Origin of the sequence: Helicobacter sp. 12S02634-8, assembly GCF_002272865.1 — a bacterium.
In the GTDB taxonomy this organism is placed as follows: Bacteria; Campylobacterota; Campylobacteria; order Campylobacterales; family Helicobacteraceae; genus Helicobacter_J.
This window is the reverse complement of sequence record NZ_MLAP01000004.1, coordinates 1-23,163: the sequence shown is the minus strand read 5'-3', so window position 1 is coordinate 23,163 and position 23,163 is coordinate 1. Positions and strand designations below refer to the sequence as shown.

The window sequence follows — 23,163 nt, the reverse complement described above, 5'->3', positions numbered from 1 at the left end:
AGGAATATCAAAATGGATCACACATATCGTTTGCGAAAAAACCTCGACACCATTATCAACAAAATAGAAAAAGCTCGCATTGCCTACTCCAGACATCAAGTGATCCAACTTGTTGCTGTGTCTAAATATGCCACTATCCAAGAGATAGAAGCTCTGTATGCTTGCGGGCAGAGGGCTTTTGGCGAAAATAAAGTCCAAGATTTCAAGGCCAAATCCCAAGTCTTAGATGAGCTCCCTTTGCAATGGCATATGTTAGGGACTTTGCAAACAAATAAAATCAATACCTTGCTTGCGCTTAAGCCCACTTTAGTGCATTCTTTGGATTCTTTAGAGCTAGCAAGGGCGTTAGAAGCAAGGTGTGCGAGAGAAAATATCACACTCAATGCACTTTTGCAAATCAATGCCTCGTATGAGCCAACTAAAAGTGGCTTACCCCCTCAAGAAGCCCAAGAAACCTACCTCACAATACGCAAAGAATGCCCGCATATAGAGCTCAAAGGCGTGATGAGTATCGGGGCAAACACTCCAGAGATTAAGCAGATTGAAGCTTCTTTTGAGAAGACAAAAAATATCTTTGATACGCTCAAAACCCAAGGGGCAGAGATTCTATCCATGGGTATGAGTGGGGATTTTGAAATCGCGATTGCTTATGGGGCTAATATGGTTCGGATCGGATCGGCGTTATTTGAGTCGTGATTATTCTAAAAATTTCTTTGCTAGCTTGAGTTGCAACATTTGTTTTTTGACCTTTTCTTGGTCTTTTTCAAGCATTTCAATGCCTTGAGCGATGAGCTCTTGAGCAATCAGTAAGTCTTCGAGTTCATTGAGGGAAGTCGTGGGAACATTGATGATGAGTTCATAGGCTTTTTGTGTGTCCCCCTCTAAGATAGCGATTTTAAGACTATCTGCCCAGTTCATGTTGGTGTATCTCTCGCCAAGCTTCTAGCAAGCCTTTGGCTACATTGATGACAATATCAATTTTTTCAGAATTATTCTCAATATTTGCTTGCGTGAGTAGCTTGATCTGATGGGTATAAAGCCCCGTGAGATAGACAGCAACCTCCCCGCCCTTTTCATAATCAAGGATATTGAGCAGCTCTGTGAAAATATCTGTGACCTTGTTGATGTAATAAATCTTTTTTTCAATATCTTGGAGCTCTGTGTGTCTGCGAGCTTGCGCAGCAAATCTCAAAATCCCCTCATAAAGCATTTCAATGAGCTTAGCAGGCGATTCGACTGAAATCGAATTTTGCTGGTATAAATAATAAGCATTTGCACTCCGCATAGTCTTTCTTATCTCCCCTTATTTTTTCTTGGCAACTGATTGGTCTATCATCATCTGCACAGCATTGAAGGAATTATTTGCCTTAGCAATCTGCCCATCATAAGCAGCAAACCTATCAGCCATAATGTCATACCTCGTTTTCAAAAGATCCATAGCACTCTCTTTGTCTTTTTTAAGATTTCTAGCATCTTTGTCTAATGAATCCTCATAAATCTTTAGTTTTGCATTACTACCATCGACCAAATCGGATAAAACTTTATTGAATTTTATGAATATTCCATCTTGATGCACTTCTTTGCCCTCAAAATTTTTCTTATCTGTGCCATAAAAAAAATCCTGTGTTTTCTGCGGGTCTTGATTGAGGGCATTGCTCAGCGCAGCTTCATCTAAACTCATCTTGCTCTTATCATCAATACTCAAGCCATAGCGCATTAAGCTCTGCATACCATCGGGTGAGGGGATTGCATAGGAAAAAATATTATTGATACTCGACCGAATCATACGAATATCACTCACGCCATTGAAAATCCCTGCGATTTTGGTATCAGGGTCATAGCGCGTGACTTCATCGAGCTTGGGGATTAACTCATTATAGGCTTTGAGAAATTCTTTGATATTATCGATAATGACTTGATTGTCTCTCCCTACGCTGATAATAGCAGGTTTGCCCGGCTCTGTGGTTTCTTGCAGAGTCAAGGACACGCCATTGATGACATCATTGATTTCATTGCTAGGTCGTCTGACACTCACGCCATTATAAGCAAACTTCGCATCAGAAGCGCGTTGGAGGTTTTTGAACTTAAAAATTTCACTTTCGAGCTTGGAGTAATCTTGTATCATACCCTCTTTAAGCCCTAGCTCTTTGATAGCAGCCTTGCCTGCATCATCTGTGGCTGTGATTTTGATTTCTCCGACTTCAGAGTTCAAGATGAGCTTGCCATTGCCATCAGTTGTAGCGTGCATACCCGCGATATTTTCAATCGCTGCAGCGATCACTTGGGCGTTTTCTTCGCTTGTGTTGTGCTTTTTAGTCATTTTAGAGAGGTCTAAAGGCACCGAACCGATTTGGATCACGCCTTGAAGCAGTCCAGATTTGATAGGTGTGCTGCTTTGGAGCAAGTCATCTTTTTGAGATTGACTCTGTTCAAAGCCCAGTTGCGCTAGTTTGTTGCCGCCTAGCTTGATTGCATAGCCCCTTTTGTCATTGATCACTAAAGATTTGCCATCATCACTCAATCCAACATTGATAGCATCATCAAGCAAGTCTTTGGTATCAGGATTTGCTTGAATAGCGTTTTTAAGCGCGTCAAGGAGGGCTTGAGCCCTGTCTTGCGCAGACATATTTTCTTGCGTATCTGAAGTGATATCAATCGTCGTATCATTGCCATTTTTGTCTTTGATAGTGAGGGTAAAATCCCCTGCTTCTAGCTTGATTGGGGTTTCAGGAATTGGATTGGAAGTGATGGTAGAGCCAAAGTAAATGCGGCTATTTTCGCCTGTGTTTTTGGAGTTAATCATCAGCTGATAGGGTTTAGCACCCCCTGTTTTCATCACAATACCCGATACTTCACCTTTGGTTGTATCTGTGATAGCTTGCGCGACATCGCCTAATGTCATTCCTGCTTTGATATTGACTACATATTCTCGCCCCAATGTGAAAAATCGCAACTTCACATCTTCTTTGCTGAATACATCATCGCGGGAGGAGAATTTTGTCCCCACTTCGTTGATATCCCCTTGCGCAAGACTTTCAACATCGATTTTTATATCCTGTATAGGGACGCCCGCCCCAACGGTGGCTTTGATAGCATTGCTAGTGACATTGCTAGTCCTAGCGATATAAGTCGAGTAATCAGCGAGTGTTTTGATGGGAGTTTTGAGCGCACTCAAGAGTGTTTTGACTTCAACGAGCTCTTTTTGTTTTTCGACATTGGTTTCCATCTTTTTATCAATAGGAGCGACCATCGTCTTTTCATCGGCTTTTTTGAGCTTATCAATGACATCATAATTTAAAACATTGCTCCCAATCCCTAGAGAGCTTAGTTTGCCCATTGCCACGAACTACTCCTTAAAATCAACCCTTTTTGTCAAATATCAGACCCACAATATCGTGCATTTTTTTCATCAGTTCAATAGCTTCTTTAGAGGGGATCTCACGGATAATCTTATCCCCATTTTCTTCTTTGACCGTTACGACAAGTCCTCTGATGTCATCATTGTAGTTGAAGTTGATATCGGTGTTGATTCTTTTCATTTCTTGATTCAATGCACTACTAAGCAACAATAATTCCTGCTTGAGCGCATCTTTTTGCTTGTCTTCGTGGTAAGCAGAGATTTCTTCTGCTGTGTCTGCTTGTGTGGTTGGGACATCTCTTGTCTGTGCTGCGGGTCTTCCTGCGTTATGGACCAAACTAACAAGCCTATCTTGCAATGATGAAAACGAACTTCCTTGTATCTTGTCCATCATTATTGATTTCCTCCTTGATTTTTTAGCATAAAATCAGAACTACATCTTTTAACATCGACCATTAGAAAGATTTTTTTATTTACTTTGAGAGATGATTTCTAATGGATCGATATGTTTGTCTTTTTGTGTGACTTCAAAGCCTAGCCTTTGATCGACTCTGCCGATGACATAGCCCTTTTGGATACGCAAACCCGGCTTGATGGTGGGGGCGATTTTATCGAGTTGTGAGTAGATGGTATGCATTTGATTTTTATGCTCGATAATGATGACCTTTTTGAGAATAGGGACTTCTTTGGCATAGACGACTTTTCCATCAAAGATATTTCTGACTACAGCATTGCGAGTTTTGGAGATGAGTGTGACAGATTCATTGAATACTTTGAGTTTATAGACAGGGTCAAAATACGGGCCAAATTTCTGCTCGACTTGGTAACTCTCTAAAGGCGAAATGGTCTTAGGGCCTTTGTAGTGGGTCGTTGAGATACTCCGATAAGAGCTGGCTACTTGCTTGACATCTAAGGGAGCTTGGAGGTCTTTGCTATCTTGTGGTTGGGAGTTGGCTGCTTGTTTTTGCCTTTGGGCTTCTTCTCTGGCTTGTTTTTCTAGGAGTTCTTTTTCTTTGGTCTGTTTTAAGATATTTAAGTTTGCTAGGATTTTATCCAAGCTTTTGCGCTCACTATCAATGTCTTTGAGCTTTTTATTATAAGCGCTCAATTCAGATTGCAGATTTTTCACTAGCTTTTTTTGCTCATTGATCATTGCTTGTAATTTTTGTTTTTTGTCCTTTTGATTATCGATGAAGACATTGATTTTGTTGATATTGTTATTGATTTGGGCAATTTGTGCGTTGATGGTGTCTTCTTCTTGGCTTAAGGTTTCAATCTGGGTTTTAGAGTTTTTATTCAGGCTTTTAAAAATCTCTTGCAAGATAATATCATCGGGAGAAATAGGGCTTTGATGGTTGAGCACCATAATAAAAGCCATATCTTTGATGAGTATATTAGCAATATCGCTTTGGATTTTGCTCTTTTTGCCCTCTAGCTTGGCTAAAAGCTCTTTGTATTCTCTGAGTGCTTTGAGTTGCGCTGTATTTTCGGATTGGTTTTTGTTGATATTTCTTTGGATATTTGTGATTTGGGTGTCTAGCTCCCTGATTTGCTTGTGTTTGCGATTGATTGTATCGCCTAGTGTGTTTAAGAGATTGTTGATTTGGATTTTTTCTTTATTCTTTTTTTGGAGCTTGGATTTGTTGGTGTTGATGTTTTTATCAATATCTGCAATATCTGCAGACAACAACGGCAGCAAAAGTAAAAAAATCAGAAAAAGATTTTTCCCATACACTTCAAGATCTCCTCTGAGAGATGATGACAACGAGCACAGAAAAGACTGAAATCCCCACTGAAGTCCCCAAAAGCATTAAAAAATCTGTCCCAAACTCAAAAATACTCCCTTGGATTTCAAGCGCTTCTATGAGTTCTTGGAAACTTGAGAGAGTCGAGAGGTAAAAAGTCCCCCCAAGGATACAAATACTTGTGATGACAGAATCAATGATAGCTAGCCTGAATAAAATCCCGTTTTTGATCCACATCGGCGCACCTAAAAATCCCATAATCTCCATACGCTTGCTGTGTTCAAAGCGCCAAATCTGGATTTGTCTGATGATAAGCAAGATAGAGAGCAATGCAATCAAAGAGGCAAATATCCACACATTGAGCTTGATTAAAAACAATAGGCGATAGACTTGATTGTGTGTCTTGCTAAAGGCTTCGACTTTTTGGATACTGGGTATTTTAAGCAATGTTTGGTTGATGGCTTCAAGCTGCTTTTGATTGGGGAAAATCGCAAGCTTGAGTGAATAAAAAAATGGTAAATCTTTTTTGATAGCACTGACATTGGCCTCGCTCATATTTTGCTTGAGCCGTTCGAGCAAAAAATCAGGATTGATGGGGGTGAGACTTTTGGCTTGGGCGATAGTTTGGCTGATGGTTTCAAGGCTTAGCTTCTGCTGACTAGCAAGCAAGATAGAATAGCTCTGCGATAATCTGTCTTCCTTCATAGAGATAGCGCGATTGACCAAAACAATGCTTTCTAGCGAAAATAATAGTGCTAGCAGGGGAATGATCAATGAAAAATGCCTTTTAAGAGTATTCATACACTTCTCCATCTTTGATGTTGAGCTTTCTATAGGGGATATTGAGCCGATCGGGGATTCTATGGGTGACAACAACGATGGTAACATCAAGCTGCTCATTGGCACTTTTGAGCAAACTCCAAATCATATCGCTAGAGTAATCGTCTAAATTCCCAGTGGGTTCATCTGCTAAAATCAGCATAGGGCGATGGGCGATCGCTCGAGCCATTGCCACTCTTTGCTGTTCGCCCCCGCTGAGCTCTAGGGGGTAGTGGTGGGATTTATAGAGCAAATCAACATGGGAGAGCAGCTTTTCGACTTGAGAGTTACACACTTCCTTTTTATAGCCAGAGATAACCATCGGTAAGCAAATATTTTTCTCCACCGTCCATTCTTCAATGAGTTTATAGTCTTGAAAAACAATCCCGATATTTTGGCGTAGTTGATTGATGAGCCGTTTGCTTGCGTGGGCAATATCAATATCACAGACCCTCAAACTCCCATCAAATATTGATAAATTCCCATACAAAGACCGCAGCAAAGTGCTTTTCCCGCTCCCACTCGCCCCTGATATAAAGACAAAATCCTTGTGTTCGATGGCAAAATTCGCATCTTTGATGATAGGCTCTCCCTTTTTATATCCCAGACATAAATTGCTTGCTTCAATGATGCTATTCATCTCTCCTCCATTAGTAAGCGCAAAAGCTCTTGGTGGGATTTGATATTTGCCCTTGTTGCTAGGGGATCTCCACCAAAATAATAGATTTTTTGAGCAAGTATATCAAAAATGATTAGCTTGCTCAAAGGCCTCTCAAAGTCCCCAAAACTCACCGATACAATCCAAAAACAATCCGATTGGAAAACATCACAAATATGCAAAAAATAGTCTTTTTTGATGATTTTTTCAAACCGATGTGTGAGTGCGTGCTTGGGGAGAGAAAAATCAAACACAAAATCATACTCTATTTTTTCGCTTTCGTGATGGTGGAGTGAGAAAATTTTTAGGTCAAAAATATCTTTTTGCTTTCTTTGCCATCTTGCTTCATACTTACTCACAACCACATTTGAAAGGTTCTTTGCTGCTTGAATTCGTGCCACCTCTTGCTCCATAGCAAGGCTCAAGCTGTCTTGGAAATATCCCAAATCATCTGTTCGGAGCTCTAAGGGCGCATTGGGAGCAAGCACTCGCAGGGCTTGTGTGAGTAGCTTTTGACTCATCACACGGCGGTGGGGGGATTTGTGCCAAGGGATAGGGAAGTGGATATAGATTGCTTGGCATTGATTGGAGGGGAGGATCTCAAGCAAAATCCTTGCGTCCATACACACAATCAGCACATTTTGCAGTCCCAAAAGCTCAATCTGCCTTAAAACTTGCTCGATAGAGGGCGTGTGGATCTCCACCCCGATATAATCTGTTTGTGGGTGTAGCTGGGCTTGCTTGAGGAGGTGTCGCCCTGAGCCAAAGCCAATTTCAATACAAAACTCTTTTTGAGTGCGTGCGATGAGTTCTTTAGGGCTGAGTAAAAATTTGCTTTGTATGACTTGACGCATTGAATCGTTATTGAGATTGTGCACGATGACTTCACACTTTTGGGCTAACGCCCGTAAAGCCCCTTTGAGGATACCTATAGGCTGTGGCTTGGTGATTTTTTCGGCTTTAAAGAGTATATCTTGGGCTCTGTTGATTTTACGGACAAAAAAGGTCTTTTCCCCTCCATCTCCACAAAAACGCACATGAATCAGGCTTTCTGATTGGCTGTGTATGCTAGAGGCTTCAAAGCAGAATTCATAGCCATCTTGCGTAAATGGATAGCTGGGGAAATGGGTCTTTTTGGCTAAAAAATGTGGCATACACTACCTATTGATAAGAAGCTCAACTTCTTTGCTTGGGGCAGATTCAATCCCATTGCCATCAACGCTTACGACTTGATAGCGATATTTTTTGCCTGCTGTCATTTCTTTGTCAATGAATTCATTTTTTGTAATATCTCCAAACCGCAAAGGCTTGCTTGAGAAACTCCCCTCATAGCGATAAACTGCATAATTTTTCACTCTCATATCATCGATACTTTGCCATAAAATCACAGCTTGATTGTTTTGGATCACGCCTTTGATGATGATAGGGGTAGGTGGAGGGGTGAGTGTCATGCCTTTGACTGCTCCTATCGGTAGCTCTCCTTGCAGTCCTGTGCTATCGAGGGGGATAACTTTATAAAATCTTTCAACGCCATCTTGGGGGATTTTATCTGTGTAGTGATTTTCTTTAGTTTGGGCAATCATTTTAAAATGATCTTTGATCGACCCTGCACTATAGACTCTATAAGCAACCACATCTTCTTGAGGGGAGAGATCCCAATCTAGCTTGATGGCTCGCGGGAGATTGTTGCTTGCTAAAAGATGGGTAATCGGGCTGGGCTGCGCTTTTGTCTTGCCTACTGCAATCGGGCTAGGCAAGGATTTTGCCCCCTCAAAGCTCTCAGCAATCACACGATATTTATATTCCTTGCCATCTTGGAGATTTTTATCAAAATATTCTACATATAGCCTATTTTTGACCGCACCGATATTGAGAAAAACGCCACGATCATCAAGGCGCTGGATAATGTATTTGGATATGCTTGGATTGGGGTGGGGGCTCCAGATGAGCTTGATTTCTTTAGGATAGCCCTCAGAGGCAAACACGCTTTCAACAGCATCGATAAAAGAAGTCTTGATGTGAATAATCGGTGAGCGCGGGGATACTGCGCCATCTTTACCGAGTGTAGAAATCTGATAAGAATACGCACTCAAAGGGGTCAGACCATTATCATAATAATGCGTTGCTAGGGGATTTTTGATTGTGGCAATTTTTTTGAGCACACCATCTTTTTCGATACGATAGAGCACAAATCCTGCTACCAAGGAAGTGTCATCGATACTCCCCCACTCAAACCCCACAGAACGCACATCATTGATAGTCTTGACATCTTTGATGATAGGCAAACCTGTATCGATTTTATCTTCTCTGCCAAAGAGTGAGAGCATATTATTTTGCATCGAAGCACAGCCTGCAAGCAAACTAAAAAGTATCAAAGCTACGAAGAATTTGATCTTCTCTGATAGCTGCATCCAAACCTACCTTATCAAAATTTTTAACCAAAAATTCTAGCATATCATCAAAAACAGGAACTTTAAAAAACATTTTTTTGCCAGTTCTGGGGTGAGAAAAATAAATCAAATATGCGTGCAAAAGCATACGCACATCATATGTATCTTGTGTGCCATAGAGTTTATCGCCGATGATATGCCGAGAAATGCTCTCTAAATGTGCGCGGATCTGATGGGTTCTGCCTGTAAAAAGCTTCGCACAAAGCAAGCTCAAAGCCCCGTTTTTGCTTGAGAGCAAGGGCACAAACTGGCTTTTGGAGTATCGTGCGCTGCTTAAAGAGAGCTTGAGTCTATCAAGATTAGTCATTTTCAAGCGATTGTTTGGGTGGCGCCCTAGTTGGCATTCTATGGTGCTTGGGCGCAAAAGTGGTGGGGTGATGACGCACAGATAATACCGCCCCATCACGCGATTTTTAAGCTGCTCAGATAGCCGGATATGGGCGTGGTTGTTTTTAGCAATCAAGATAGCCCCACTCGTGTCTTTATCGAGCCTATGGACAATCCCATAACGCTCTTGATGGCTGATATCAGAGAGGGCAAAGCCCTTGGATTTGAGCCAATCAACTAAAGTCGCTTCTTTGACGCTAGGGGCTTTGTGGATAATGAGATGGGGGGGTTTGTTGAGGAGTAAAATATCGGTATCTTCATAGATAATATCGATATCCATTTGAGGTATGGGCGGTGTGTGCTGCTGTGTGAGGGGAGGTGGGGGCAATAGAGTGATACAATCGCCATTTTTGAGCTTCAGCCCACCTTTTTGGACGATTTGACCATTTAAAGTGACTAAAGAACTTTTGATCCAGCCAAGCACTTGACTCTTAGAAATCTCAAGCTCTTGAGATAAAAACCCGTCTAGGCGCGGATAAAAATCTTTGATTTGAAATGTTTTTTTCATACAGCATATCCGTCTAAAATTTGATAAAATTCCCAAATACCAAAAAGGCAAGACCCAATGATTGATAGGCGGATTTTAACACATTTTGATTTTTTACTCCTTTTTCTGATCTTGCCTATCATTGGTATTTCGTTTTTTCTGATCCACGAAGCCAATGAAGCCTTGAGTTTCAAGCAGCTGATTTATATCATATCGGGATTTTTTCTGTTTTGGATTGTGTTTTTTATCCCTTTTAGGAGTCTTTCTAAGAGCGTGGGGGTGTTTTATTGGATTTGTATTTTATTGCTTTTGATTACAGATTTTTATGGAACAACCAAGCTAGGTGCACAGCGATGGATCACGATCCCAGGTATCGGAGTGTCTTTGCAGCCTAGTGAGCCTGTGAAAATCGCTATTTTATTGATGTTAGCTAATATCATCTACCACAACCCGCCGCCAAGATGGGGCTATGGCTGGAAAGATTTTTTAAAAATTAGCTTTTATATCCTCCTGCCCTTTTTGCTCATACTCAAACAGCCTGATTTAGGCACAGCTTTGGTTGTTGTCATCATGGGATTTGGGATTTTGTTTTTAGTGGGAGTGAATTATAAAATTTGGCTTTCGATTTTGATCACCATTTTAGTGGCCTCGCCATTGATTTATAGCTCTTTGCACGATTATCAACGCAAACGCATACACGACTTTGTGGCTGAAAAGCCCAGCTACCATGTGCAGCAATCCATCATCACTATCGGCTCAGGGGGGCTGCTAGGCAAATCCAAGAAAAACTCCACCCAAACACAGCTCAAATTCCTCCCCATCGCTACAAGCGATTTTATATTTGCTTATTATGTGGAGCGCTTTGGCTTTATGGGTGCGATTGTCTTGATTGGGCTTTATATCGGGCTGATTTTGCATATCCTTTCATTTTCATTGCTCGATTCTAAGGACTATCGCTTGAAAGTCATTGCAGGGGGGATTGCGATTTTGATTTTTGTGTATGTGGGGGTCAATATCGCTATGACTATAGGTCTTGCCCCTGTTGTGGGCATACCTCTGCCTGTATTTAGCTATGGGGGGAGTAGTTTTATCACCTTTGTTGTGTTGTTTGCAATCCTTGAAAACCTGCTTGCCTTTAGGTTTAATTTTCGCTACAATTCCAATCCCTTCAGAAATATCAACAAAAAAGGACCCTTAGCTCAGCTGGTTAGAGCGCTCGGCTCATAACCGATCGGTCGCAGGTTCGAGTCCTGCAAGGTCCACCACTCCTTAAATCTTTTCTCAATTTTTCTTGTATATTTAGATTTTTATCCAATAAAACAAGGCACAAAAACTCCAAAGCTATTTTAATGTGTTGGGATATTTGTGGGGTTTTGCTTAGATTTTATAAAATTTATGCAGTATTTTAGAGTATCTAAAGAGGCGAGAGGGCGAAAGAATCGAACTTTCCAGCATCCAGACACCTAGACGCTCTTTGGATTTGAAGTCCAAGGCACGCACCAGCTATGCTTGCCCCCCATTTGACAAAACTTAAAAGCCCTTGTATTATAATTGCATTTATTTTAAATTCCCTTAAAAGGACACTTGCTTTGAGAGAAGCCCTATCCCAACTCCCCAAAATCGACAAGCTCCTCAAAGAGCCAAGATTCCAAAACAAAAACCCCTCTTTACTCAAAAGACTTGCCCAAGAGCTCATAGAAAGCCTGCGCCAAGGTCTGTGCCAAGGCCAGCCCCTCCCATCATATGCAGAAATCCTAGCAAAAATAGATCGTGCTTATTGCGCTCTTTTGACCCCAAGCTCTAAACCCCTTATCAACGCCACAGGGATTATCCTCCAGACCAACCTAGGGCGCAGCATATTCTCCCCCAAGCTATTAGAGAAAATCACGCCCCTTTTGAGTGGATACAACAACCTTGAATACAATCTAGCCACAGGCGAGCGCGGAGAGAGGTATGCGAGTATCCAAAAGCTCTTGTGCGCGTTACTGGGCTGTGAAGATGTGCTTGTTGTCAATAACAACGCAAGCGCTGTCTTACTCATCACCAATACCTTTGCCAAAGACAAAGAAGTCATCATCTCTCGGGGGGAGCTGATTGAAATCGGCGGGAGCTTTCGTATTCCTGAAGTGATTATTTCTGCAGGTGCGCACCTTAAAGAAGTTGGCACGACCAATAAAACTTATCTGCGCGACTATCAAAACGCCATCACACAAGACTCTGCCCTCATCATCAAAGCCCATCAAAGCAATTTCAAGCAAATCGGTTTTGTGCAAGAAGTCTGTTTTGAGGATCTAAGCAAGCTAGCCCAAGCACACCATTTGATTGATTATTATGATGTTGGTAGTGGCTATATCACCCCCATTGATGGTGTCAATGAAGCCTCTTTGATTGCAATTGCTGCTAAAAATCCTAGTTTGGTGAGCTTTAGCGGGGATAAGCTCTTAGGGGGGCCTCAAGCAGGGATTATCTTTGGTAAAAAACATCTCATCGACCAACTCAAAAAAAACCATCTTTTGCGCGCTTTGCGTGTGGATAAATTCACTATTTTCGCACTCAGCGCTACCTTGCAAGCCTACATAGAGGGCGATTTGGAGATGATACCCACCCAGCGCATGCTCCATGAGCCCTTAGAGAGCCTGCGCCAAAAAGCAGAGCAACTAGCCCAATCGCTCAATACGCTCTCTGGCATGCAATGTGTGCTGACACCTTTGGGATCTATGGCAGGTGGAGGGGCTTTGCCACAAGAAGAATTCCCATCATATGGGATTGCTTTGAGTCATATGCATATCAAAACCCAAGCCCTCAATGAAAAAATACGGCAAAATGGCCTGATCGCTAGAATCCAAAATGACAAAATCCTCCTTGATATGCGCTGCTTAGAGCCCCATCATCTTAACGCAATCAAACAGATTTTTCTTGAGGTTCTTAATGCAAAATGATCTCATCATCGGTCTAGGCGGGCATATCGACCACGGCAAAACTAGCCTTATCAAGGCGCTCAATGGCTTTGATGGCGATGAAAAACCTGAAGAAAAACAAAGAGGTATCACCCTAGATATTAGCTTTTCCCATCTCTACCTCCCTCCCAAACAAACAGAAGACAAAACAGAAAACAAAAATGCTAGAAATATCGCATTGATCGATGTCCCAGGGCACGATAAACTCATCAAAAATATGATCGCGGGCTCTTTTGGAATCGATGCTTTGCTGCTTGTAGTGGGAGCAAATGAGGGTTTGAAACCCCAAAGTATCGAACATCTCCAAATCGCTGATATGCTAGCTATCCCCTTAGCCATCGTAGTCATCACTAAAATCGACCTCCAAAACACACCATCTGTGCTAGCAAAACTCCAAAACGATATCCAAAAAGAGTTTGAAAAACTCCATCATATTAAGCTATTTGCCATCTCTCCTTTTAGTGTCTATGAGCCTGCTACGCACGCAAAACTCATTGATTTACTCTATGCCCTCCCTAAAGTCCAAAGACCCCTAGCCCCTTTCTTTCGCTATTACATCGATCGGGCTTTTAGCATTACAGGAGCAGGGACTATCACCACTGGAAGCGTGCTGAGTGGGACAATGAATAAAAATGACTCTGTATATATCTGCGAGCTTGATACACAAGCAGGTATTAAAAGTATCGAAAACCATCACACATTTATCGATACAGCCACGCCAAGCCATCGCATTGCCCTCAATCTCAAAGGCGTGAGTGCTTCTGTGCTCAAGCGTGGGTATTTGCTGAGTCAAAAGGGCTATATCAGGGGATTTGATGAAATTGATGTTGTCATCTATCCTTTGGTAGAAATGTCTTTACACAATCTAGTTGTGCAGTTTTTTATCGGCACGAAGCGCTGCAATGCTAAAATCTCCTCCCTCCAACCCCTCCTTGAACTCGCGCAAAAATCCCACACGCCCCAACCCAACAGACCCTACATACTCGCAAGCCTCAAAACAGATGAAAAAATATTCAGCATTTTTGGTGAAAGATTTATCCTCAGGATACAAGATAAAACAATCGGCGGTGGGGAAGTGCTAAACCCTATCACTGAAGTGATGAAAAAAAAGCAAAAATACACTTATTGCAACTTCTTGCTCCAAAGGGATTTTAAAAGCGCTTTTTACTTTTGTGCTTGCGTGCATAAAAAAGGCTTTGGTCTCATCAGCTCTGCGCAACGTTTCAGTCTCACACAAAAAGAAGCTATCCAAATCGCGCAAAATATCCCTGATATTTACCTAGACACCCAAGAATTAGTCATCTACCACCCCCAAACTTTTGAAAATATCAAAGATGACATACTCAAGACTTTCAGCAAAAATAAAAACGCACTGCTCTCAAGCCATAGTATCCACCAAAAGCTCAAATGGGCTTCGATCAACTTGATTCAAAAAGCCCTAGATTCCCTAGAATATGAAGGTTTCATCAGCAAAAAGGATAATCTCTATCTCTCCAAGCAAAACAATATCAAAAACATCGATGAATATTTGCAAGACACGCTCTATCAAACGATTCTATCCCAAGGGCTCACCCCCCTAGCCCCGTATAATATCTATGATATGCTGGCTATTGATACCAAAAGTGCTGATAAAGCCCTCAAAGCCCTCTGTGGAAACAAAAAGCTCATACGCCTCCAGCACAATCTATTCATCGCGCAATCTATTCTCAAAAGCCTGCATACCCAAATGCGGGAGTGGATACAAACTTATGGCTATATCGATATGGGAGTGCTTAAAAATCATCTGCCTTTGAGCCGAAAATATCTCATTGCTTATTTGGATAGCCTAGACGCCTTTGATGATATCCAAAACACTCAAGGCAAAAGGACTTTCAAATACAAAGGAAAAGTATGCGATTAGACTTTTTACAAAATCCCCCCACACAAAAACACCCCAACCAACTACTCATCGCACCCTCCTATCCCAATCCCTCGCCCATCAATCCGAGCGAGCTTGCTAGCTTGCAAAATGATTCTAAAGCCCTAGCTGCCCTCTTTGGTGGGGATATGAGCGTGCCATTTGGATTTTTGTGCGCACATTGGCTAGAGCTACTCACGCGTATCAGCAAAACCCATAAAATCGCTTATGCAATCTCCTCCCACCAGCAAGGCTATGCAGCTATCAAGCTTCTTGATAAGCCCATTTATAAGCTAATCCCTGATAAACAAAGTGGGCTCATCACCTCCAAATCCCTCTTAGAAGCTATCGCGCAAGGCTGCACTTGCTTGATTGTCCCCTTTGTCAATGAAGATATTCTCACCCAAAACCCCATCAAAGACCTCAAAGCCACCCTCCAAAAGCACACAAAAAATGCTATTTTCATCACTGATATCAGCTATGCCTTGAGTTTGAATCTCCCTATCCCTGATATCATCGACTCCCACACATTGCTGCTTATCAATGGGGAATCCCTAGGGCTTTTGCGCTCTCATGGGGCTTTGATTGCTAAAGATTTCATCGCACCTGAAATATTCCCCAAAACACTCAGCACCCCCAAGCTATTTGCCGCTCTCCAAACAAGTATTCGCTCCCTAGCCCCAAGCCCCCAAGACACCAAAGAGATTTTTTACACCACACTCCAATCCCTCATCAAAACAGACATAGGGCTTTTTGCCCCTCTAGCCCATACACTGCCTAATGCCCTGCCTTTAAGATTTTCTTCTATCAAGGCCAGAAACCTCTTGCAAGCCCTGCTTTTAGAAAATATCTATGGTATCAATGGCGCACAATGCCTTTATGGCTTGTTTGCTCCCTCTTTTGTCCTCCAAGAAATGGGCTATAGCGAGCTAGAATCTCGAGAGCTCCTCAGCGTGAGCTACACACAAACTCCCGATTTTGACAAACTCTGCAAAACCATAGCATACTGCTATTCCCAACTCAGAGTGCTAGGGATTTAAGGGGTATTTAAAGTCTTGAGAGCCTAAATCAAGCCATTTTGATACAGCCGATAAAATTCCTGCGCACTCCGACCGCTCCGATTCCCCTTGATACCTGCATAATTAAGCGCTGGCATTTTAAGGGCTTCAAACTCCTCTACGCTAGCACACATACTTGCAAGGATAGAAAGATACTCCTCTGCCCCCAAGGCATACACGCCCATAGAAAGCCCAAAGCGATCACTCAAAGAGAGCAATTCGTCCCACACATCATTTTGATGGATTTCTTGCGTATTTTCATATTCAGCCACAAGATGGCGCCGATTAGAAGTCGCATACACCAGCACATTATCGGGCTTCTTTTCTAAAGACCCTTCTAAGATACTTTTGAGAGGTTTATAGCTCTGATCTCTTGCTTCAAAAGAAAGATCATCACAATACACCACAAAACAAAAAGCATGCGTGCGCAAATCATCAATCAAAAAAGGCAAGACCCATAAATCCCCCTTGTCTATCTCCACCACACGCAAAGGCGTATCGAGCTCATAGAGATAGCGCGTAAAAACTGCTTTGACCATTGAGCTTTTACCACATCCCCTAGCTCCCCAGATAAGGGCATTTGACGCAGCCTTTCTGCGGCAAAACGCTTCGGTATTTTTCTCCAAAGTAGCAATTTCTTTGTCTAGCCCCAAGAGCTTTTTAGCATCCACTCTGTCAAAATCAGTGATTTTGTGCAGGTAACCTCCATTGTAATTACGGAATATACAAGCCTTGCTAATACTCCAATCATATTCAAAATTCATCGCACCACTCCTATGCTTTTAATCTCAATGCGCCCCTCTTTGGAGATATTCTTCATAACTACCTTTAAAATCGATGATTTTTGCACCCTCTGGGCTAGGGACTAGCTCGATGATACGATTAGCATACGCATCGATGAGCTCTCTATCATGACTCACACAAATCACACAACCACTAAATTTATAAAGCGCCTCGCCTAACGCAATGATAGATTCAAGATCTAAATGATTCGTTGGCTCATCAAGCACCAAAAAATTCCCCCCCTCAAGCATTAGCTTTGATAGCACCATACGATGTTTTTCTCCCCCACTCAAAGCATCGATATTTTTTTCTTGCTCCTCCCCGCTAAAAAGCATACGACCAAGACTATTACGGATTTCTGAGGGCTCGATTTTCTTATCAAACCCGCGCAACCACTCATACAAGCTCTCCTTGCCCTTGATCTCTTCGCTCACATTTTGAGGGAAATATCCCCTTTGCACAGTCGCCCCCCAAGACACACGCCCGCTATCTGCACTCAGCTCTTCTATGAGTATCTTACACAATGTGCTTTTACCCACGCCATTAGGGCCTATCAAGGCGATTTTATCCCCAGGCATTACCTTAAGGCTGACATTTTGGAGCACACACACCCCATCATAGCCCTTAGATATCCCCTCACACTCTAAGGCTTCATTACCGATCGTGCGTTTGGGCTTGAATACAATGCTCGGATCGCGCCTGCTTGAAACTGCCAAACTCTCTATATTGAGTTTCTCAAGCTGCTTTTGCCGAGAGGTCGCTTGCTTGGCTTTGCTAGCATTAGCAGAAAATCGTGCGATAAAAGTTTCTAGCTCTTCTTTTTCCTTGAGTTTTTTGTTGCGCTCAGCTTCTTGGCGCTTGCTAAGGAGTGTTGAGGCGATATACCAATCATCATAATTCCCGCTAAACTCTCGCACTGTGTGAAAATCCATATCCAAAATATGCGTGCACACTGCGTTCAAAAAATGCCTATCGTGGCTGATGACGACCATTGTCCCCTCGTGGCGCTTGAGATTTTCTTCAAGCCAAGCAATCGAGTGCAGATCCAAGTTATTTGTCGGTTCATCAAGCAGCAAAATATCGGGCTTAGGGAAAAGCACTTGCGCGAGCAAAATCTTAAACTTATCCCCTCCGGTGAGTGAGCGCATCAAATCATAATGCCTTTCTTGTTCAAATCCTAAATCTTCTAAAATCTTTTCAATCACCACTTCGTATTCATACATCGGGTCTTCTTCAGCACAGATAATCTCTAACTCCCCAAGCCGCTCATTGACCTTTGTATCGCTCAAATCCCCATTTGCATAGAGTTGCTCTTTTTCTTTGATGGCTTTATAAAGTCGTTGATTCCCTAGCAAAACAGCATCTTTTAAGCTCAAATCTTCAAAAGCATATTGATCTTGCCCAAGCACCCCCAATCGCAAACCTGATTCTATCACCACCTCCCCACTGCTAGGCTCATACATACCACTGAGTATTTTCAAAAATGTGCTTTTGCCCGCTCCATTAGCCCCGATGAGACCATAACGTTTGTTTTTATCTAGCTTGATATTGACATTTTCAAATAACTTTTTAGTCGCATATCGCATTGTGAGATTGATGGTTTGTAGCATTGGATAATTCCTTTAGAGTATTGATTTTTTTATCCTATTTTACCCAAACTCCTCCCAGAATATATTATAAAACGCCATATAAAATCAAAGTGAGTTGACACTTAAAATCAAAGTGACACGCTCTGCTTTTGTTTTATGTGGCAAATCATGACTTAAACTTAACTGAAACTAACTATCCCCTCCTAAGAAAAGAGTTTTAAAAGTATTTTTGGATTTGATTGATTGTTTTATTTGCTTAAGAGTTTGGAGACTTTTTCAAAAAAACTTTTTTATTCTTTTCTTTCAAAAAGGGGTTTAACCACCCCTAACACAATGGGTGGGTTAAGACCTTAGCCCCGAAAAAACTCTTTTGGATTGCAAAATCCTTTTGCTTACGCATTAAGGGGCTAAAGGGGGCTGACTTAGCGAAGCGCCCCCTAAACCCCCTTTACCCCTGCACGCAAAGGCAAATGCAGAAAGGTAAGGGCAGAAAGGCGAAAACCTCGGATGGCTCTATTGGCTCGCCCTTGCGTGGTGTTAAAAGAGGGATACAAGATTGCAGTAGTGCTTTTCCCCTCTTTTAACTAGCAAGGAGGTTGCGAGCTTCCCCTCCTTATTTGCCGAAAAAAGAGTTTTTTCGGGGCTAAGGAGGGGTTAGGGGTGGATAAACCCCTTTTTTGAAAAAGAGGAAACAAAAGCCTTTTTTATTTTGTTAAAAGAAAAGCAAGGGCGAGCAAAGGCACAGAAAATAAAGGTTTTCAGCATTTTGTATTTGTGTTTTCAGCATTTGCCTTTTGCATAGACAAAGCCCATTTATCACTCGCATTGATGGCGTGCCCTAGGGAATTGACATTTTGCCTTAGAGATACCTGTCTGGCCAATACTAATAGATTGTAGAGGGTGTGCATAGCTATCAAGGGCTTCTTTTATTTTAAAAAGACCATTAGATGCTTTTTGGGTGTGTTTTTGGGTTTGAACTAGTGTGTTGTTTAGGTCGTTTAATTTGCCTGTTTCAGTGTTAAACGAAATCTTGACACCGATATTCTTTCCCGTTATAACTACCTAATATCTATATATTGTAGGGGATTTGAGTGCAAAGAGTTTCTATTTTTTGTCGTAAAAAATTTGATGGAGGTTTTGATGGGGACTATCAAGATTCTAGGGTTTGATATCGGTATCACTTCGATAGGTTGGGGATTGATTGAAGTAGAAGATGGTGTGCGTAAAGATGGGCAGAATAGGGACTCAGGGAAGATTATTGATTGTGGAGTGAGATTATTCAAAAAAGCAGAGGGCGATAAAGGAGCATCTTTGGCGTTGCCCAGGAGAAATGCAAGAAATGTGCGCAAGATCTTCAAACGAAAAAGGGCCAGAATAGCACAACTCAAGAATCTACTAGCCAAAAGTCTTGGTATCAATGCTCAGGATTTTTTGCCCCAAGGCAACCATCTCCCCAAGCTCTTTACAACAAATAAAAATTTCCTTTCCCCTTGGGAATTGAGGGCTTTGGGGCTTGAGAGGGTGTTGGGAGATGTGGAATTTGCAAGGGTGCTAATCCATATCGCAAAAAGACGGGGTTATAACGACTTACAGATGATTGAGCCAGAAGAATCAGAGGACTCACAAGATAAAGAAAAAAACGAAGAAGAAAAGAAAAAGAAGCAAGAAGAGCAGGCTATGCTTGCTTCCATCAGGAAGAATCAAGAGTATATGCAAAACTCAGGCTATCGAACAATTGGTGAGATGATGTGCAAGGAATTTTATGGCAAGGAAATCTCTAAGGGCCACTACCAAAATGTCCGCAACAAAGGCGGGAGCGAGGAGCAAGAGGGAAAAAAGAAAGACAAGAAAAAGAATCAAGATAAGTTCATGTGCTCCATTGGCAGGAGAGAGCTTCAAGACGAAGTTAGGATTTTATTTGCCACACAAAGAGAGCTTGGCAATCAAAAAGCAACGCAAGCCTTGCAAGATGAGTTTGAAAAAATTGCCTTTTTTGTGCGAGAGCCCAAGGGCTTTGTCGTAGGGAAATGTACATTTTTCAAAGAAGAAAATCGAGCCTCAAAATGCTGCTATAGTGCTGAAGAATTTATCAATACTACTAGCATTATCAATCTCTTAAAAAAGCTCAAGAATACTACAGGTGAGTGTCGATTTGATGTATCTCCTGAGCTGATAGGGCAAATCTTACAAGAGGCTAAGGCCACTAAAACGGGCTTGAGTTATAAAAAATTGCGTAAAATCTTAGAGCTTGATGAAAGGGTGAAGTTTCAAGCAAGAGGGCTAGATTATACTAAGAAAGATCCAGAAAATAAGATTTTTATCAAATTTGAAAAATACCATAAACTCAAGGATTATTTGAGTGACTTTGCAGAGGAATTTGAGTCATTACAGCGAGATGTTGTTGATAGGATTGCAAATATTATAGCATCCAATAGATCCCAAAATATCCTCAAACAAGAGCTCCAAGACCTCCCTATCTCTGAAGGTATGCGAGAAAAGCTCGTTTTTAATCCATTGAATTTCAAAGAAACAATCAATTTGAGCCTAAAGGCATTGGGGGAGATTTTGCCTTTGATGTTAGAGGGCAAGCGCTATGATGAAGCTATCAAAGAAGCTCCTTTGGACCATCATAGCACTCAGGACCTAGAAAAAGATCAAGAAGAGTTGCCTGCACTTGAGCACACTGAGTTTGCCAATAGCCTCAATCCTGTTGTCAATCGTGCGATTGCCCAATACCGCAAGGTTCTCAAAGCCATTATCAAAAAGCACGGGTATATACATAAAATCCATATAGAATTTACTCGTGAAGTGGGCAAGAGCTTTGAAGAAAGAGATAAGATCAATAAGCAGCAAGAGCAAAACGATAAGCGCAATCAAGAAGCCCAAAAGCGATGTCAAGAGATGGGATTAGAACCCAATAAGAGCAATCTTTTGAAGGTGAAACTATGGCTTTTGCAAGGAGAGTTTTGCCTTTATAGTGGTGAGAAAATTAAAATTGAGCATTTTAAAGACCCCAAACTTTTACAAATCGATCACATCTATCCGCTTTCAAGGAGCTTTGATGATTCTTTGGGTAATAAGGTCTTGGTGTTTGCAAAACAAAATCAAGACAAAAAGAATCGCACTGTGTATGAGTGGATCGGTGATGATAAAGACAAATGGGATACTTTGTATAAGAGAATCTGCGCGATAAAAACTCTCCCAGAGGCTGTGAAAAAAAAGATTTTGAATACGAACTTTAAGGATAGGAATATTGGAGATCGCATGGGCTTTTTAGAACGCAATCTCAATGACACAGCCCATATCAATCGCCTTGTTGTGGGATATACAAGCAAATATTTAAAATTTTTGCCCTTGAGCGAAGATGAGGATATGACACTAAAAGCTGGGAGCAAGGGCTCAAAGAGGCATATCATCGTGCTATCAGGGAGTTTGACAAGTATGCTCAGACATTACTGGGGACTAGGGAGCAAAGACAGAGATACCCATCTCCATCACGCAGAAGATGCTCTGATTATAGCGTTTGCGACCCCTAGAAATATCAAGGCATTTGCAGATTATATGAGTCTTAGAGAAAAGGGGTATCAGAAAGCCAAAGAAGAAGCAGAAACTTTGAGGCAAAGTAGTGATTATAAGACAAAAAAACAGCTTGCGATACCTATGGACAAATTCCGCGATCAAGTCAATCAGGCAGTAGAAAAAATATTTGTTTCTTGGGCATCTAGGAGGAAAGTTTCTGGGGCACTCCATGAAGCAACTATACGCAAGCCAGAGGCATATTTTAAAGCATATGGAGGGCAAGAGGGTGTGAATAGAGCCTTGAAGCTAGGGAAGATACGAAGTGTTAATGGAGGGATTGTAGATAATGGTGAAATGGTGCGAGCAGATATTTTTAAGTCAAAAGATGAGGGCAAATATTATGTCGTGCCGATCTATACCTATGATGTTGCAGTGGGTAAGCTACCCAATAAGGCAGTGGTGAGTGGAAAGAATAAAGAAAATGTAATTAAAGATTGGCTGGAGATGGATGGGAACTATGAGTTTTGTTTTAGTTTATTTAAAGACGATCTCATAGAGATCCAGAAAAAAGAAATGCCCCATAGTGTTTATGCCTACTATGCAGGGATAGATTCAAGCACTGCTAGCTTAACAGCCAAACACCATAGCAATCATCTCAAAGAGGAGGAGAAAGGTTTTTTCAAATCCGATAAATCAGGAGCGATAATTGGAAGTGGTATCCAAAATCTTAAGGTATTCAAAAGATATATTGTATTTGCACTAGGAGAGATCACTCAAGCAGAGTTTGAACCCAGAAAAGGTATCTGTCTGAAAACAACAAAAAGGTAGCCCCTGATGGCAGGATTCGATGAGGCTTATCGGAGTATCTTTATTGCCAATCCTGCTCAATTGAGTCTTAAAAACGATAATTTTTGTATCACTCAAGGAGGCAAAGACATCACCTTACCCTTAAGGGATATTGCAACAATCATTTGTGAAAGCCCTCAAGTGAGTATCACAGCAAGTTTGCTCAGTAGGCTTGCTGATTGTAAGATTGCACTTTTTACCTGCGATGCATCGCACACCCCAAATGGAGTATTTACCCCTTATCTAGGGTATTACAAGGCATCTGAAATGTTGCAGTTTCAGCTCAAGGTATCCAAGCAGACTCAAGCGATTTTATGGCAGGAAATTATCAAGCAAAAGCTCTACAATCAAGCAATGCTAGCACAAGATTTCTGTCCTCAAGATGCACAAAAAATCCTCGAACTCTCTAAAAAAGTCACACTCAATGATTCTAAAAATCTCGAAGCACAAGGGGCGATTATTTATTTTCAGACTCTTTTTGGCAGGGGATTTACTCGCAAAGAGCCCACCCCCATCAATGCTGCCCTCAACTATGGTTATGCAATCATCAGAGGTTCTATAGCAAGGAGTCTAGTGAGTAGTGGGCTTTTGCCTACTTTGGGGATTTTTC

20 protein-coding genes and 1 tRNA gene are annotated in these 23,163 nt (G+C 41.7%); 8 read left to right on the top strand and 13 right to left on the bottom strand.

Annotated elements, in window-relative coordinates; genetic code table 11:
- Positions 1-12 precede the first annotated feature (12 nt).
- A complete protein-coding gene (locus BKH46_RS03360) occupies positions 13-696 on the top strand; it encodes a YggS family pyridoxal phosphate-dependent enzyme (RefSeq protein ID WP_095225428.1) in 684 nt (227 codons plus the stop codon).
- Here BKH46_RS03360 and BKH46_RS03355 read toward each other — a convergent pair whose 3' ends face one another.
- The 10 genes from BKH46_RS03355 to BKH46_RS03310 form a co-directional block, all read right to left on the bottom strand.
- Positions 697-918 carry a hypothetical protein gene (locus tag BKH46_RS03355; RefSeq protein ID WP_095225427.1) on the bottom strand — a complete coding sequence of 74 codons (222 nt, stop codon included), beginning with the start codon at positions 916-918 and terminating at the stop codon, positions 697-699. It lies immediately after the preceding gene.
- The gene (gene fliS, locus BKH46_RS03350; protein WP_095225426.1) at positions 902-1,285 is read right to left on the bottom strand and encodes a flagellar export chaperone FliS; all 384 of its coding nucleotides are present in this window, start codon (positions 1,283-1,285) and stop codon (positions 902-904) included. The genes BKH46_RS03355 and fliS overlap by 17 nt, the downstream gene beginning before the upstream one ends.
- Positions 1,286-1,303: 18 nt before the next feature.
- Positions 1,304-3,343, bottom strand: a complete 2,040-nt coding sequence (fliD, locus tag BKH46_RS03345) for a flagellar filament capping protein FliD (RefSeq protein WP_095225425.1) — start codon at positions 3,341-3,343, stop codon at positions 1,304-1,306.
- Between the two features lie 16 nt (positions 3,344-3,359).
- Complete coding sequence (locus BKH46_RS03340) at positions 3,360-3,752, bottom strand: FlaG family protein (RefSeq protein WP_095225424.1); 393 nt, start codon at positions 3,750-3,752, stop codon at positions 3,360-3,362.
- A 75-nt stretch (positions 3,753-3,827) separates the two neighbouring features.
- Positions 3,828-5,093 (bottom strand): peptidoglycan DD-metalloendopeptidase family protein, encoded by a 1,266-nt coding sequence (locus BKH46_RS03335; RefSeq protein WP_253248286.1) that lies wholly within the window; start codon positions 5,091-5,093, stop codon positions 3,828-3,830.
- A 1-nt stretch (position 5,094) separates the two neighbouring features.
- Complete coding sequence (locus BKH46_RS03330) at positions 5,095-5,904, bottom strand: cell division protein FtsX (RefSeq protein WP_095225423.1); 810 nt, start codon at positions 5,902-5,904, stop codon at positions 5,095-5,097.
- Positions 5,891-6,562: an ABC transporter ATP-binding protein gene (locus BKH46_RS03325; RefSeq protein ID WP_095225422.1), complete on the bottom strand. Its 672-nt coding sequence runs from the start codon at positions 6,560-6,562 to the stop codon at positions 5,891-5,893. Before BKH46_RS03325 ends, BKH46_RS03330 begins: the two co-directional genes overlap by 14 nt.
- Positions 6,559-7,734 (bottom strand): tRNA (guanosine(46)-N7)-methyltransferase TrmB, encoded by a 1,176-nt coding sequence (gene trmB, locus BKH46_RS03320; protein ID WP_095225421.1) that lies wholly within the window; start codon positions 7,732-7,734, stop codon positions 6,559-6,561. Before trmB ends, BKH46_RS03325 begins: the two co-directional genes overlap by 4 nt.
- 3 nt (positions 7,735-7,737) lie before the next feature.
- Positions 7,738-8,991 carry a fibronectin type III domain-containing protein gene (locus BKH46_RS03315; protein WP_095225420.1) on the bottom strand — a complete coding sequence of 418 codons (1,254 nt, stop codon included), beginning with the start codon at positions 8,989-8,991 and terminating at the stop codon, positions 7,738-7,740.
- Positions 8,942-9,925, bottom strand: a complete 984-nt coding sequence (locus tag BKH46_RS03310; RefSeq protein ID WP_095225419.1) for an RluA family pseudouridine synthase — start codon at positions 9,923-9,925, stop codon at positions 8,942-8,944. The genes BKH46_RS03315 and BKH46_RS03310 overlap by 50 nt, the downstream gene beginning before the upstream one ends.
- Positions 9,926-9,982: 57 nt before the next feature.
- On the opposite strand from BKH46_RS03310, the gene BKH46_RS03305 reads away from it, so the two are divergent.
- The 5 genes from BKH46_RS03305 (at position 9,983) to BKH46_RS03280 (ending at position 15,798) form a co-directional block, all read left to right on the top strand.
- The gene (locus BKH46_RS03305; protein WP_095225535.1) at positions 9,983-11,131 is read left to right on the top strand and encodes an FtsW/RodA/SpoVE family cell cycle protein; all 1,149 of its coding nucleotides are present in this window, start codon (positions 9,983-9,985) and stop codon (positions 11,129-11,131) included.
- A tRNA-Ile gene (locus BKH46_RS03300) sits at positions 11,093-11,169 on the top strand. Before BKH46_RS03305 ends, BKH46_RS03300 begins: the two co-directional genes overlap by 39 nt.
- 324 nt (positions 11,170-11,493) lie before the next feature.
- Positions 11,494-12,843, top strand: a complete 1,350-nt coding sequence (selA, locus tag BKH46_RS03290; protein ID WP_253248285.1) for an L-seryl-tRNA(Sec) selenium transferase — start codon at positions 11,494-11,496, stop codon at positions 12,841-12,843.
- Positions 12,833-14,761 carry a selenocysteine-specific translation elongation factor gene (gene selB / locus BKH46_RS03285; protein ID WP_095225417.1) on the top strand — a complete coding sequence of 643 codons (1,929 nt, stop codon included), beginning with the start codon at positions 12,833-12,835 and terminating at the stop codon, positions 14,759-14,761. The genes selA and selB overlap by 11 nt, the downstream gene beginning before the upstream one ends.
- Complete coding sequence (locus tag BKH46_RS03280; RefSeq protein WP_095225416.1) at positions 14,752-15,798, top strand: hypothetical protein; 1,047 nt, start codon at positions 14,752-14,754, stop codon at positions 15,796-15,798. Before selB ends, BKH46_RS03280 begins: the two co-directional genes overlap by 10 nt.
- A gap of 23 nt (positions 15,799-15,821) precedes the next feature.
- On the opposite strand, the gene BKH46_RS03275 is transcribed toward BKH46_RS03280, so the two are convergent.
- The 3 genes from BKH46_RS03275 to BKH46_RS09450 all read right to left on the bottom strand — a co-directional run bounded on the left by BKH46_RS03275 (position 15,822) and on the right by BKH46_RS09450 (position 19,105).
- Positions 15,822-16,580: a DUF815 domain-containing protein gene (locus BKH46_RS03275; RefSeq protein ID WP_095225415.1), complete on the bottom strand. Its 759-nt coding sequence runs from the start codon at positions 16,578-16,580 to the stop codon at positions 15,822-15,824.
- A gap of 24 nt (positions 16,581-16,604) precedes the next feature.
- Positions 16,605-18,209, bottom strand: coding sequence for an ATP-binding cassette domain-containing protein (locus BKH46_RS03270; RefSeq protein WP_095225414.1), 1,605 nt, complete (start codon positions 18,207-18,209; stop codon positions 16,605-16,607).
- Positions 18,210-18,946: 737 nt separating this feature from the next.
- Positions 18,947-19,105: a hypothetical protein gene (locus BKH46_RS09450; protein WP_172402545.1), complete on the bottom strand. Its 159-nt coding sequence runs from the start codon at positions 19,103-19,105 to the stop codon at positions 18,947-18,949.
- Between the two features lie 223 nt (positions 19,106-19,328).
- Here BKH46_RS09450 and cas9 point away from each other — a divergent pair, with 223 nt between their 5' ends.
- Both cas9 and cas1 read left to right on the top strand, forming a co-directional pair.
- Positions 19,329-22,535: a type II CRISPR RNA-guided endonuclease Cas9 gene (gene cas9, locus BKH46_RS03265; protein WP_172402544.1), complete on the top strand. Its 3,207-nt coding sequence runs from the start codon at positions 19,329-19,331 to the stop codon at positions 22,533-22,535.
- Positions 22,536-22,541: 6 nt separating this feature from the next.
- Positions 22,542-23,163: type II CRISPR-associated endonuclease Cas1 (cas1, locus tag BKH46_RS03260; protein WP_095225412.1), on the top strand; the 622-nt coding region annotated here is incomplete at its 3' end.